A 13282-nucleotide genomic window follows, 5' to 3' on the forward strand; every position below is an offset into this window, starting at 1 on the left:
GTTGACGATCTCAGACAGCTTGTCCTCGCTGAGCACGCCGGTGCCGTAGGTGTCGCCGGTGGTGGGCACCGGATCATCAGCCACCGCAGGAAGTCCGGATGCTGCAGCGACATCAATATAAGCGGTCTTTGTGGACTGGTCGAGGGTGTAGCTGGCCTCGGTGAGTCGACCTGCCGCATTGGTGGTGGGCAGGGTGATGACCTCACCGCCGAAGATTTCAGAGGTTCCCTCGCCACCGTCAGCCATCGGTGCCAGGGTGATATCAGCATCGGGGAGGATTTCGCGGACGCCCTCGGCCAGGTAGGTGGCAGCTTCGGCTGCGGTGGCGGTCCCCTTGAAGGAATCGGGTGCGACGATGATGGTCGGATTAGTCGGCATGGCAGGGCGACCCTTTCGATCTGTTTTGCGGTTTCTCACAGTGACTCTATCTGTCATCAGTGGGAACCCAGTAAATGGGAATGGGAGCTGCATGAAATCACCGTGAGTGTCACGGTGAGGAAGTGTGGGAAGTGGTGAGCGGCAGGTGAGCTTCTGCTGGGTTGTCAGAGTCAGGGTCCGCGTGATCTTCCCATCAGCGTGGAGCGGCGGTGGGATGCTTATGAGGTGGTGGTATTAAGACCAGTTGTGCCACCGGTTCGGTCTGTGTTGCCTTTGAATGTCAGAGCTCCACATATTTCTCATGCATACGGCAGGCTCTGTGGAGAGTATGCTGAAGAAGCTAAGAATTTGTCTGGCTTGTGGTCATATCGGCGTACGGCTGACATAATCAAACGTGAGCATTTGCCCGCCACCTATCCTTCTGTGAGTCAACTCTCATGTTAAAGAGTTGCTCTTTGGGGTCCGCGTGGTTTAAAACTATTAACCGTTAGGTATTACGAGCCGTGCCAGTGCGCAGCTGAAATTTCATCGAAAGTTCAACTGCCCGCAGTGCCGAGATGGGAACGTTGAATTCATGACTGTAGATGAACAGGTCTCTACCTACTACGACATGCTGCTGAAGCGCAACGCCGGAGAACCAGAGTTCCACCAGGCTGTGGCAGAGGTTCTCGAATCTCTGAAGATCGTCCTCGAGAAGGATCCGCATTACGCTGACTACGGTCTGATCCAGCGTCTGTGTGAGCCTGAGCGCCAGCTGATCTTCCGTGTCCCATGGGTTGATGATCATGGTCAGGTACATGTCAACCGTGGTTTCCGTGTCCAGTTCAACTCCGCTCTCGGCCCGTACAAGGGCGGAATCCGTTTCCACCCTTCCGTCAACCTGGGCATCGTTAAGTTCCTCGGCTTTGAACAGATCTTCAAGAACTCCCTCACCGGCCTTCCCATCGGCGGCGGCAAGGGCGGTTCCGACTTCGATCCCAAGGGTAAGTCTGAGCTCGAGATCATGCGTTTCTGCCAGTCCTTCATGACCGAACTGCATCGCCACATCGGTGAATACCGTGATGTCCCCGCCGGGGACATCGGCGTTGGCGGCCGTGAGGTCGGTTTCCTCTTTGGGCAGTACCGTCGTCTGGCAAATCAACATGAGTCCGGTGTTCTCACCGGCAAGGGGCTGACCTGGGGTGGCTCCCTTGTGCGTACTGAGGCCACTGGTTTCGGTGCCGTCTACTTCGTGCAGGAGATGATCAAGGCCGAGGGTGAGACCATCGAGGGCAAGAAAATCATCGTCTCCGGCTCTGGAAACGTGGCCACCTACGCCATCCAGAAGGCACAGGAACTGGGTGCCGTGGTCATTGGTTTCTCTGACTCCAGTGGTTGGGTATCCACCCCGAACGGTGTTGACGTGGAGAAGTTGCGCGAGATCAAGGAAGTCCGTCGCGCACGTGTCTCCCTCTACGCCGAAGAAGTCGAAGGCGCGGAATACCACACCGATGGCTCCATCTGGGACCTGGCAGCAGACATCGCCCTGCCGTGTGCCACCCAGAATGAACTTGATGGTGACAACGCCCGCACCCTGGCAGATAACGGTTGCCGCTTCGTGGCTGAAGGTGCCAACATGCCTTCCACCCCTGAGGCCATCGAGGTCTTCCGCGAGCGTGGCGTCCTCTTCGGACCGGGCAAGGCCGCCAACGCCGGCGGTGTGGCTACCTCCGCACTGGAGATGCAGCAGAACGCTTCCCGTGACTCCTGGAGCTTCGAATACACCGATGAGCGTCTCCACCGGATCATGAAGAACATCTTCGCCTCCTGTGATAAGACTGCACGTGAATACGGCCACGCCAAGAACTATGTGGTGGGAGCCAACATTGCCGGCTTCAAGAAGGTTGCTGATGCCATGCTGGCACAGGGTGTCATCTAACCCACCGCACTGACGTCATCTTAAAAAAGGGCGACACCTCCACAAAAACCGTGGAGGTGTCGCCCTTTATGCGTGAACGATCGGGATCAGCCCAGGTCAATAATCCGGTCTACTCCCGCCAGGGCAGCCTGTCGATGGGCGATGATGATCACGGTGGTGTCCTGCAACCCGGACAAGGTCTGGGACAGCTCAGCCTGATTAATCGCATCCTGATGGCTGGTGGCCTCATCCAGGATGAGTACCCGGGGGTCACGTGCCAGGGCACGCGCCAGGCACACGCGTTGCTTCTGTCCCCCGGACAGTGTGGCGGCGTTGGTCCCCAAGGGCACATCGCTTATCGACGCCGCCTCCATCGCTGCCAATGCCTTATCCTCCGACAGCTCAGTGTTACCCACCCGGAGGTTCTCCAACACCGTGCCACGGAAGAGAGTCGAGGTCTGTTCGACAAAGCAGACCGAGTCACGAAGATCCCAGAGGGAGATCTCACGGATGTCCACACCTCCCAGAAGCACCCGTCCTTCCTGGACGTCGAGAAGCCTTACCAGGGTGGTGGCCAGTGTTGATTTACCTTTACCGCTGGGTGCCACCAGTCCTACATGCTCACCCGCATTGATTCGCAGGGTCAGATCGGTGAACAACGGCTCTTTGTGTCCCAGGGTGACTTGGTCCCACACCACATCAAGTGGGCCCGGTGGCAGTGCAATGGGAGCAGGGGAGTCCGGGATGGTGGTGGGGGCATCGATGAGTGCGTAGAAACGCCCGGCGCCATCCAGGGCGGTGGGAAGGGTACGGGCAAAACCCTCCACCGCATCCAGGGCAGGGGCAGTCACAATGATGATCACGGCCGCCACCACATTGGAGGTGCTCACCAAGATCAAGACAGCCACGATCCAGGGCCAGGCAAGTGCCACCCCCTGACGCAGTCCCACACGCAGGCCCTGGTCAGTGACAGCCTGTGCCAGATGCTCCTCCAGGAAACCAAGCTGCCGCATGCGGTTATCCGCAGCATGGTGGGAACGGATCTCCAGACGCCCGGAGGCATCCTCAGACAGATGCTGGGCGATGGAACTGCGAAGGGTTGCTTCACCTGGGCCGGAACGACGGGTCCCGGTAAGGGGGATCAACCAACCGATGAGGATGCCGATCACACCAATGACCCCAGCTGTGGGATCCAAGGCGAAGAGTGCCAGCGTGGCACCCACACTCAGGATAATCGCGGTGACGGTGGGGCCGATGGTGTGCGCAAAGAACACCTCGATGGAGTTGATGTCCCGGGTGGCCACAGACATCACCGCACCACTTCCCGAGGAGATCTGTGGAGTTCCCTGACGGACAAGTGCATCATAAAGTTCCACGCGCATGCGTGCCAGCAGGGTGAAGGCAGCTCTGTGCCCACAAACCTGCTCGCCCCAACGGCTGACCGCAGCCAGCAAGGCAAGCACCGCCATGACCAGACCAAGCTGGATGGGGGACAATTCCGATCCGGTGGTGAATACCCACGTCGGCAGGAGAACTAATCCAGCTGCAGACAACTGGCTGAGCAAACGCAGAGCAGTGGACGCGATGAGTGAACCCCACACCGGAGCGGCGGTGTGCAAAAGTCTGGTGATCATTGTTCCTCCTCCACCACACGCGCGAAAAATCCTTCACGAGCAATCAACTCCGGAGGACCCCATGCCTGCAGCCGGCCATGTTCCAGCACCATCACCAAATCCGCATCAAGTGCCTCAACCGGCCTGTGGGTGATCTCAATGAGAGTGACACCGGTGGCACAGGCGGTCTCTCTCAACAACGCTGCATTCTCTGCATCCAGATTTGCCGTGGCCTCATCCAACACAATGATCCCGGCACCCTTGACCAGCCCACGTGCCACAGAAATACGTGCCGCCTGTCCACCGGAGACACCACGCCCAGTTTCACCGATGCGTAGCTCCAGGGGGAGCTGAGCCCTTTCCAAAACCTCCGTGATGTGGGAGTGATCCACCCCTTCGCCAGCAAGATCAAGATGATCTTCCAGCGTGCCGGAAAACAGTGTGGCGGCCTGTGGTACATAGGCCACCGACCTACGCAGATCAGCCTCCTCACATACCTGACCGTCAATGCTCACCGTGCCACCAAACCCATGCAGGCCCGCAAGGGCCAGAGCCACGGTGGATTTACCAGCCCCACTAGGTCCCACAATCGCCAGATGGGAACCGAAAGGAAGCTCAAAGGAAACATCCCGGATGATCTCGTTGCCACCCCGGGCCACAGAAAGCCCGGACACGGTCAACACACCACGGTGCTGTTTACCGTCATCGGTGTCGAAGAAATGGTCAGAGCCACCAACCGCCCCGACAGTATCCAGAGCCTTCCGGATCGTATTCAGCGACATTCTGCCCGCCATACCCGTGTAGAAAGTACGTCCCATCCGATTCACCGGATCAATGAGCAACCGCGCCAACAACACAATCGCCAGAGCCTCACCCACAGACAGACTGCCCGATCCCAGACCAACAAGGGCCAGCACCGCCGCCACCGTGGTGGTAGCCAGACCAAAAGCCCCATCGGTCACCAGAATCATCAACTGATTCCGGTAGAGCAGACCCATCACCTCGGTGCGCATCCTCTCCGCCATGGTCTTGATCCGTGCGTGCCGGGTGCCAGTGGCATTGAGAATCATCGTGGTACCCAGGGTGCGTACTGATTCCAAAAACACCCCGGCCAGCTGCCCAGAGGCGCGTCCGTAGCCGGCACCGGCACCTTTAAGCGTCCGTGTTGCCCACCCGAGAATGAAGGGGATGATGAACATGCCGACCAGCAGGGCACCGGCAACCGGCCAGGAGATCGCGGCTCCCAGAATGAACAGCACCACCAGTGGGACGATCATCGCAGCGAAGTAGGGGCCCAGAAACAGCACCGTATAGGTGGAAGCTTTTTCTGTGGCGTCAGTGGCTTCGGTGATCACCTGGGCATCATCCCGGGAGGTATCGGGGCCTAATGTGAGACTCTTCCGTGCCAGTTCCTGACGCCATGCAGCTTCCTGCTTCACCCGAAGCCTTCCCGGGAGGATATTCTCCACAACCAGCAGACCGCCTGCACCCACCGTGGTGATGATGACCAACACCAGGAAACTGGTGAGGTCGTCAGTTGAGCCGGGGTTCAGCTGGCTGTTGATAAGCGCGGATAACCCCAGGACCATCACCGCCATCACTGCGGTTCTCACACTGATCAGTGCTGTGATCAGCCATGCGACGGGAGGTGTATCCCGAAGAAGGGAACGCACAATGCGCACATCCTTTCAAAAGAAGTCCTTGTCCAGATCAGGCTAGCCCTCAGGGTGGACACGGTAACAGCTGGGCACTGTAGATCCTTGTGGTGTCAGCAGCTGCGAGAAGGCCTGGGGGGAGAAAAGTGCCGTAGACCCCCAATCTTCATAATTCCCGGCAGCGTACATACCTCACATAGTGCTATGAGCTGGTGTGACAGCGAAATGGAAGGTCACAGCGTACTATTATCAGCATGTACAAAGTCTTCGAGGCACTTGATGCACTGGTCCATAATGTCGAGCGTGCCTATGGCGTTCCGATGACGTCGAACTGTGTTGTCCCGCGTCAGGATATGCTCGCGCTGCTGGATGACCTGCGTGATGCACTCCCTGCGGAGCTTGATGATGCCCAGGATGTGCTTGATCACCGCGATGGCGTGATCCGGGAAGCGGAGGACAAAGCCCGCCTTCTCGTAGAGGATGCTGAGATTGAAGCACGCGATCTGCTGCTACGTGCCACTGAGGAATCAGACGCCATGATCGACGATGCCACCAACCATGCAAACTCTGTGGTGGCCAAGGCCAATGACACTGCTGACCGCACGGTCACAGATGCCCGTCGTGAAGCTGATTCCCTCACCGAACGTGCGCAAGCAGAGGCAGAGCGTCTGATTGAATCCGGAAATGACTCCTACCGTCGTGCTGTTTCTGAAGGCCAGGCCGAGCAGGACCGCCTGGTCAGTGAGTCCGAGGTCGTGCGTCGCTCCAATGAGGAGGCACACCGGATCATTGACGGGGCACATGCTGATTCCAACAAGCTGCGCAATGAGTGCGATGAGTATGTTGATTCCAAGCTGGCTGAATTTGAAACCAGTCTGTCCACCACCCTGCGCAGTGTCTCCGCTGACCGCACCGCTTTGCGGCGTGGGGCGGGTGCGACCGGACGTGAACCCCGGGATGCAGCACCTGCAGCCCGTGACTATGAACGCGAACCGCGTTCCTACGAACGCGACTACTAGAACAACAGCCCTTGGTGGTTAAGGCTGAAGACAATAAGCCACCCTTCTTAGTGAATGTTGAAAAATCGAGCGGACCCACGTGTGACCAGTTGTTCATCGCGGCCACTAGACATGGCATACCGTGATGCACACTGTCATCCGGGGTGCGGGTAGGATCTCCCAGGTCATGAACTCTCCTTTTGTATTTGATGTCGCAGCACTGCTGCGCGGTAACGGTCTCCCAGAAAATCTCAGGAAATCAGGGCCCAGTCCGGCCCGCATCGGTCCTGAGATGATCGCTATCCCCGAGGGCACCACGGTTGACGTGGACGCCCATCTCATCCCGCTTGGCGGAGGAATCTCCGTCAATGCCACCATCCAGGCACAGCTGAAGGGCCAGTGTTCCCGCTGCCTCCGTGAGTTGACCCCTCACACCAGCCTGAACGTTTCCGAGGTCTTTGCTGTTGATGATGATTTCATCACCGGTGAAGTTGACGAGAACGAGGATGAACTGCCCAAGGTCAACCAGGATGCCATCGACCTGCTCCAGGCAGTCATCGATGAGGCAGGCCTTGAACTGCCCTTCAATCCGATTTGTACGGAACTGGGCTTTGAGTCTTGCGATGACAGTGAAGTCCCAGAGCCAGATGGTTCGGTGGAGGAGGCTGGTGACACCGATGAAGCTGCGGTAGATCCACGTTGGGCAGGCCTGGAGAAGTTCCTGTGAGCCGGAAGAAGAACCGTGTGACCGGTGTCGATGCCCTCAACGCGGCATTCGAGGCGGTCGACCATGCTCTCCTTCTTGAACGTCTCGGCGTGGATATTGAGCGTGACCTGTTGATCCTGGCACTGACCCACCGGTCATTCGCCAATGAAAACGGCATGCTCCCCAACAATGAGCGCCTGGAGTTCCTAGGCGATGCGGTTCTCGGCCTGTCTGTGGCCAACCGTCTTTATGAGCTCTACACCAGTAGCCCGGAGTCTGATATCTCCAAGATGCGTGCTTCCATCGTCAGCCGTTATGGCCTGGCCGATATTGCACGTGAGATCGGCCTGGGAGATTTCATTCTCCTGGGCAAGGGTGAGCTGATGACGGATGGTCGAAGCAAGGAATCCATCCTCGCGGACACTACCGAGGCCCTGCTGGGTGCGATTTTCCGCCAGCACGGCTTCGAGGTGGCCCGGGATGTGGTGCTGCGTCTTTTCGCCCACAAGCTCAACCACGCTTCTGCTAAGGGAATCAACCAGGACTGGAAGACCACCCTGCAGGAGGAACTGGCACAGCGTAAGAAGCCCATGGCTGATTATGTGTCCACCTCCGAAGGTCCGGACCATGATCTGGTGTTCTCCGCCATCGTCACCCTCAATGGGGAGGAGATGGGCCACGGAGTCGGTCCGAACAAGAAGTTGGCGGAGCAGGAAGCCGCCCGCCAGGCTTACAAGAAGATCAAGGAGAAGCGTGCCGGAACTGCCTGAAGTGGAGGTGGTCCGCCGTGGACTGGACAGTCACATGGTGGGACGCAAGATTGTCTCTGCCACCGTTTTCCATCCACGAGCAGCCCGCAATCAACTCGGCGGTGGGCGCGAGATCGAAGCCAACCTTGAAGGTCTGACTGTCAGCGCAGCACGTCGACGTGGCAAGTTCCTCTGGCTTGAACTCGATGAGCCAGCGGACCAGGGTCCTACGGGTCTGGCCCTGTTGGTTCATCTCGGTATGAGTGGCCAGATGCTGGTCAAAGCACCTGATGCTGAGCCCAGTCGGCACCTGCGTGCCCGGGCTGAGCTTGACGACGGCAATGAGGTCTGGTTCGTGGATCAGCGTACCTTCGGTTACTGGTGGCTGGGAGAGCTTGTCGGTGGCATCCCCCTCAAACTTACTCATATCGCTCCGGATCTTCTGGAAGACTCCCTGGATATTCCAGCTTTGGCAGCGGTGATCAAAGCCAAGAACACCGAGATTAAACGCCTTCTCCTCAATCAGGAGATTGTTTCTGGCATCGGCAATATTTATGCCGATGAGATGCTCTGGGAAGCCCAGATCCACCCGGCCCAGAATGCCAGCAGGATTTCTCTGAAGCGTATCATCGCGCTGTTGGAATCTGGTGTTGTTGTGATGACCCGTGCCCTGGATCAGGGTGGAACCAGTTTTGATGCCCTTTATGTCAACGTTGAGGGGGAATCCGGCTACTTCGCCCTTTCGCTCAACGCCTATGGCCGCGGTGGGGAACCGTGCCCTCGGTGTGGCACCCCGATTACCCGTACCACCCTGGCCAACCGCGGAACCCATTTCTGCCCGCAGTGTCAGCGTAAACGCTGAGTTCGCCTATTTTTCACCTGTGCCTGCTGTTCTCGGCAGAAATTTCCGGGTAGTGCAGACAGGGGGCAGGGGTGGCAACATGGTTCGACGGGCAGAAGGCATCCGCAGAGCTGATGCGGGAAGCGCTGACATAGAGGGGTTCATTGCCCCTGACGTAGGCATCGTCGAACACGCACTGTATTTCACGACCGCTCCTGATGCGCTGGCGAAGACCATTCAGTTACTTGATGTCGATCGGCTCGACATTCCAGGTGCCACCCTCGTGTGGGATGAAACCATCGGCAGACGCACCGGGACCAAGGCGTTTTCAGGATCGTGGTGGGCTGCAAATGGCGCCTTGACCATGACCTTTGTTGTTCTACTTGTCCAGCTGGAGGCTGTCGCTGACACCGAGGCTGAAGCCATTGAAATCACTGGGTCGGCGGTAACGCTTTCTATCGCGGAATGTGCACCAGCCGGTGAGTTGATCCGTGAGGGGAGAAACCTGGAACTCAACGGCAAAACACCTTGGGCAGCTGCTGTATGTAGAACACAGTGAGGTGACTATCTTCGTGGTGCGTATACACGCCAACACTGATTTCACCCGCGCACCCAAGAAGGTTCATAAGACTTGCTGCTGACCCACTGATGTCATCGATGCGTCAGGGCTGCCTCTGGGTACTGTAGACACTCTTCCCAATACCTTGCCCCGGGAGCTCATGAGGCGTGTGTCTGCTGTGCTTGGCGACAGGTGACGTCGATTTATTGTGCCTTTTCAAATAATGACTGGAGCGTGGTGAGGGGAAGTCATTTCTTCTTAAGACACCAACCCAAGCGCTAAGATTCCTTTGGTGTTCACCGAGAAACCTGTCCGCCCTGAGCTCTCCTCGGAGCTGGGTGAAGAAGAATTCCTACGCTGGTACTGGCTTAAGGATGAGCTTGTGGATTTTGCTCGTGGTGTGGGAGCCCGGACCACTGGAAATAAGGATCTGTTGACTTCTCGGATTGCAGCCACACTCGGTGGCCGATCCTTCCAGGAGCCCGCGCCCACAGGCAAGGGGAGAGGGCACCAACTCCAGGGTGAACTCTCACATGAAACCATCATTCCGGCCGGGCAGCGCTGTAGTCAGCTGATACGCGCGTGGATGACCTCGCAGGTGGGAAGTACTTTTCATTTTGATGTTGCGATGCGTGAGTTCTTTTTCAACTCGGATGGCACCAGAACCATGCGAGAAGCTGTGGAACATTGGTACTTGACCCGGGGTGACACTATTAAAAGTATTGATGCGCAGTTTGAGTACAACCGCTTCACCCGTAGCTGGTATCAGGCACACTCACACGGCACCCGCGAAGCACTGCTTGAAGCATGGGAAGATTATCGTGATACTCCTGTTGACCAGCGGGGACGTGTCTGACCCCAGATGTTGGAAAATCTCTGAAAACAGATCTTCTGCAATCGTTGCCAAACTGTGTTTCATCGCACTATATGTGTGCGGTAAGTTTTTCTTATGGAATCCCTTCTCAATGCTGTTACCGCAGTAAATGACAAACTCTGGCTGGTCGTCATCGTCGTCCTGGTCGGATCGGGTATCTGGTTCTGTGCCACCACGTTTCTGGTGCAGGTCAGGTACATCCCGGATATGTTCAAGGCTATCGTCGAAAAGCCCTCTGACATTTCTGAGGGACAAAAAGGTATCTCAGCCTTCAAGGCCTTCACCATCTCCGCAGCCTCGCGCGTGGGTACTGGCAACGTTGCCGGTGTCGCCATCGCTGTCGCAGTGGGTGGTCCGGGAGCCGTGTTCTGGATGTGGATGATGGCCATTGTCGGTGGTGCCACAAGCTTTGTGGAATCAACCCTGGCCCAGGTGTACAAGGTCCGTGACAAAGATTCCTACCGTGGTGGTCCGGCCTACTACATGACTAAGGCGCTGAACTGGCGGTGGCTGGCAGTGATCTTCGCCGTGCTGATCTCTGTCACCTATGGCTTCGTGTTCAACGCGGTCCAGTCCAACTCCATCTCCGCAGCAGTGGTCAACTCCTTCGGCACAGACGGCAACACCACCAAGTGGATTGTTGGCTTTATCCTGGCAGCACTGACGGCCGTCATCGTTTTCGGTGGCGTGCAGCGTATTGCCAAGGTCACCCAGGTTGTTGTTCCTGTGATGGCTGTGCTCTACATCTTCGTCGGTATCGTCGTGGTCATCATCAACATCGGTGAAGTACCTGCGATGTTCACCTCGATTGTCACCCACGCCTTCGGCTTCAGGGAGTTCACCGGTGCAGCACTGGGCACCGTGATCATGCAGGGCATCCGAAGGGGACTGTTCTCCAATGAGGCCGGCATGGGCTCTGTTCCCAACGCCGCTGCAACTGCTTCTGTTTCCCACCCCGCCAAGCAGGGCCTGATCCAGTCCCTGGGTGTGTACTTCGACACCCTGATCGTCTGTAGCATCACCGCCTTCATCATCCTGCTTGCCAAACCTGATCTGTATGCCTCCGAAGGGGGCATGGAACTGACCCAGAATGCACTGGCCAGCTCTGTTGGTGAGTGGGGCATCCACTTCCTCACCGTGGTCATTATCTTCCTGGCGTTCTCCTCAGTGATCGGTAACTACTACTACGGTGAGTCCAACATTGAATTCCTCACCAAAAACCGCATCTATCTACAGGTATTCCGCGTCCTGGTGACCCTCTGCGTGCTGGGTGGAGCGATTGGTTCCGTCCCACTGGTCTGGGCCCTGGCGGATGTGTTCTCTGGTTTGATGGCGATCACCAACCTCATCGCCGTGGTCCCGCTGACCGGTGTAGCACTTGCTGTGCTGCGCAACTACACTCGCCAGCGTAAGGCAGGCCTGAACCCGGTATTCCACCGTGATGATGAGGAGATCAAGGGGATCCGTGGTTGGGATGGCATGGAGTGCTGGGATGGATCTGATCCCATCACCGTGCGTAAGCCGTAATTAACCAACACAGACATGGAAATGGTGTTCTGGGCAGGATAGTTCCTCCTCAGACACCATTTTCTGTTTTCATAAAGGCACAGGAGGCTTCCCTTTGCCAAGGAATCAGAGAATGATGGAAGGTATGGAAAAACACAGGGATCCAGCCAGAATCCGCTTCTGGGTGTTCATCGGGCTGTTGTCTGCCACCGGTGTGACCATGGCGTTCATCGCGACCTTTGGTTTTAATGATTCCATCGCCTTTGACATCGTCTGGCGTGTGTTTGTGGTACTGCTCTACATCGTGATTTCCTTTGCAGCCCAGCACCTCTGGCTGCGTCTGACCACCTGGACAGTCATTGGCATCACCTTTGTGCTCGGCCTGGCCAATGTATTTCCCCGCTATCTTCCCTTCATTCCGCAATGGCAGAGCAGTGGAGAGTACAGGTGGGGTGATCCCAGTACCGGGTGGAACCCTTGGTTCGGAATTGAACAGGACCTGGAGGTGGCAGCACACATGATCTGCGTGGGTTTGCTCGGATTGGGGCTGTTGTCCCTTGCCTACCGGTGGATCATGGACCAGCCGGTGCTGCAGGGAATCTACTGGGGCACGATTGTCTTCACCCTGATCTCATTGCTCATCGGAGCCGTGTTGATCATGGACAGTCGTCACCGTTGGAACATCTTCCACCAGATTGAGCGCTTGGAAGCAGGCATCGTAATCCTGGCTATGACGGGAGCCGTAATCATTGTGATCGGAGCTTTCGTTCAACGACGTTCCATACGTGCGGACTCCTCGCGGGAAAACATCCCCGTGGTGGACACCGGCAGTGCGCAGGAGAAGCTTCGGGCTGCCGGGATTGACCACGACGATATTCGAGCCTTGGTCCGCCGTTATGTTGATGAATACCTCGATGAGAAACGGTCCTGAGAACAGTAGAAGGAAACCTGCGGAGCCAGTCCGCCTGCGCTACGTACCCTGGGGATGACTATCTGCCAGCCCAACCGGAAGGTAATCAGGAGAGATGGAAACTACACGACTGACCGCTTTTGTCCACGGACATGTCCAAGGAGTGGGGTTTAGGTGGTGGACCAGATCCCAGGCTCTGGAGCTGGGACTGAACGGCTCTGCCACCAATCTTGATGATGGTCGGGTATGTGTGGTTGCTGAAGGGCCGGTGAACACATGCCAGGAATTGCTGGGACGCCTGAGTGAACAACCCAGCAAACACAAGCGTGTGGGAGAAGTTTCCACGGTTATTGATCAGTGGGGCGAGCCGCGCGGCGTTGAGGGCTTTATTGAACGCTAAGCTCTTAAGCCGATATGTATCTGAAATCATTGACGCTCAAGGGATTCAAGTCCTTCGCTTCTGCCACCACCCTGAAATTTGAACCAGGCATCTGTGCCGTGGTCGGTCCCAATGGGTCCGGCAAGTCCAATGTTGTGGACGCACTCGCCTGGGTCATGGGTGAAGGCTCAGCAAAAACTCTCCGTGGCGGCAAGAT

At 57.1% G+C, this 13282-nt stretch carries 14 protein-coding genes; 11 read left to right on the forward strand and 3 right to left on the reverse strand.

The annotated features are described in order from the left end of the window. Positions 1–378: glycerate kinase (locus tag Q0M74_RS09145; RefSeq protein WP_293953632.1), on the reverse strand; the 378-nt coding region annotated here is incomplete at its 3' end. A 574-nt stretch (positions 379–952) separates the two neighbouring features. Here Q0M74_RS09145 and gdhA point away from each other — a divergent pair. Further along, positions 953–2296, forward strand: coding sequence for an NADP-specific glutamate dehydrogenase (gene gdhA / locus Q0M74_RS09150; RefSeq protein WP_293953634.1), 1344 nt, complete (start codon positions 953–955; stop codon positions 2294–2296). 86 nt (positions 2297–2382) lie between these two features. On the opposite strand, the gene Q0M74_RS09155 is transcribed toward gdhA, so the two are convergent. Both Q0M74_RS09155 and Q0M74_RS09160 read right to left on the reverse strand, forming a co-directional pair. Then, on the reverse strand, positions 2383–3909 hold the full coding sequence (locus tag Q0M74_RS09155; RefSeq protein WP_293953636.1) for an ABC transporter ATP-binding protein: 1527 nt from the start codon (positions 3907–3909) through the stop codon (positions 2383–2385). Continuing rightward, a complete protein-coding gene (locus tag Q0M74_RS09160) occupies positions 3906–5561 on the reverse strand; it encodes an ATP-binding cassette domain-containing protein (RefSeq protein ID WP_293953639.1) in 1656 nt (551 codons plus the stop codon). Before Q0M74_RS09160 ends, Q0M74_RS09155 begins: the two co-directional genes overlap by 4 nt. Before the next feature lie 236 nt (positions 5562–5797). On the opposite strand from Q0M74_RS09160, the gene Q0M74_RS09165 reads away from it, so the two are divergent. From Q0M74_RS09165 to Q0M74_RS09210, 10 genes are all read left to right on the forward strand, one after another. Beyond that, the gene (locus Q0M74_RS09165) at positions 5798–6562 is read left to right on the forward strand and encodes a DivIVA domain-containing protein (protein ID WP_293953641.1); all 765 of its coding nucleotides are present in this window, start codon (positions 5798–5800) and stop codon (positions 6560–6562) included. A gap of 166 nt (positions 6563–6728) precedes the next feature. Next, complete coding sequence (locus Q0M74_RS09170) at positions 6729–7268, forward strand: DUF177 domain-containing protein (RefSeq protein ID WP_293953643.1); 540 nt, start codon at positions 6729–6731, stop codon at positions 7266–7268. Continuing rightward, the gene (gene rnc / locus Q0M74_RS09175) at positions 7265–8017 is read left to right on the forward strand and encodes a ribonuclease III (protein ID WP_293953645.1); all 753 of its coding nucleotides are present in this window, start codon (positions 7265–7267) and stop codon (positions 8015–8017) included. The genes Q0M74_RS09170 and rnc overlap by 4 nt, the downstream gene beginning before the upstream one ends. Next, positions 8001–8858, forward strand: a complete 858-nt coding sequence (gene mutM, locus Q0M74_RS09180) for a bifunctional DNA-formamidopyrimidine glycosylase/DNA-(apurinic or apyrimidinic site) lyase (protein WP_293953647.1) — start codon at positions 8001–8003, stop codon at positions 8856–8858. The genes rnc and mutM overlap by 17 nt, the downstream gene beginning before the upstream one ends. A gap of 79 nt (positions 8859–8937) precedes the next feature. Then, a complete protein-coding gene (locus Q0M74_RS09185) occupies positions 8938–9396 on the forward strand; it encodes a hypothetical protein (RefSeq protein WP_293953649.1) in 459 nt (152 codons plus the stop codon). Between the two features lie 292 nt (positions 9397–9688). Next, the gene (locus tag Q0M74_RS09190; RefSeq protein ID WP_293953651.1) at positions 9689–10252 is read left to right on the forward strand and encodes a DUF6434 domain-containing protein; all 564 of its coding nucleotides are present in this window, start codon (positions 9689–9691) and stop codon (positions 10250–10252) included. 93 nt (positions 10253–10345) lie between these two features. Next, complete coding sequence (locus Q0M74_RS09195; RefSeq protein WP_293953653.1) at positions 10346–11797, forward strand: sodium:alanine symporter family protein; 1452 nt, start codon at positions 10346–10348, stop codon at positions 11795–11797. Between the two features lie 112 nt (positions 11798–11909). Beyond that, complete coding sequence (locus Q0M74_RS09200) at positions 11910–12707, forward strand: hypothetical protein (protein ID WP_293953654.1); 798 nt, start codon at positions 11910–11912, stop codon at positions 12705–12707. Positions 12708–12801: 94 nt separating this feature from the next. After that, positions 12802–13086 (forward strand): acylphosphatase, encoded by a 285-nt coding sequence (locus tag Q0M74_RS09205; protein WP_293953656.1) that lies wholly within the window; start codon positions 12802–12804, stop codon positions 13084–13086. Between the two features lie 14 nt (positions 13087–13100). Beyond that, on the forward strand, positions 13101–13282 hold a 182-nt coding region (locus Q0M74_RS09210; RefSeq protein WP_293953658.1), incomplete at its 3' end, for an AAA family ATPase.

Source organism: uncultured Corynebacterium sp. (assembly GCF_945649885.1).
Taxonomy (GTDB): Bacteria; Actinomycetota; Actinomycetes; order Mycobacteriales; family Mycobacteriaceae; genus Corynebacterium.

What these genes read in the sequence shown, in the direction of transcription:
- gdhA (WP_293953634.1), top strand. Translation starts at nt 953, where the DNA reads ATGACTGTAGATGAACAGGTCTCTACCTACTACGACATGCTGCTGAAG.
- Q0M74_RS09155 (WP_293953636.1), bottom strand. Translation starts at nt 3,909, where the DNA reads ATGATCACCAGACTTTTGCACACCGCCGCTCCGGTGTGGGGTTCACTC.
- Q0M74_RS09165 (WP_293953641.1), top strand. Translation starts at nt 5,798, where the DNA reads ATGTACAAAGTCTTCGAGGCACTTGATGCACTGGTCCATAATGTCGAG.
- Q0M74_RS09170 (WP_293953643.1), top strand. Translation starts at nt 6,729, where the DNA reads ATGAACTCTCCTTTTGTATTTGATGTCGCAGCACTGCTGCGCGGTAAC.
- Q0M74_RS09185 (WP_293953649.1), top strand. Translation starts at nt 8,938, where the DNA reads ATGGTTCGACGGGCAGAAGGCATCCGCAGAGCTGATGCGGGAAGCGCT.
- Q0M74_RS09195 (WP_293953653.1), top strand. Translation starts at nt 10,346, where the DNA reads ATGGAATCCCTTCTCAATGCTGTTACCGCAGTAAATGACAAACTCTGG.
- Q0M74_RS09200 (WP_293953654.1), top strand. Translation starts at nt 11,910, where the DNA reads ATGATGGAAGGTATGGAAAAACACAGGGATCCAGCCAGAATCCGCTTC.
- Q0M74_RS09205 (WP_293953656.1), top strand. Translation starts at nt 12,802, where the DNA reads ATGGAAACTACACGACTGACCGCTTTTGTCCACGGACATGTCCAAGGA.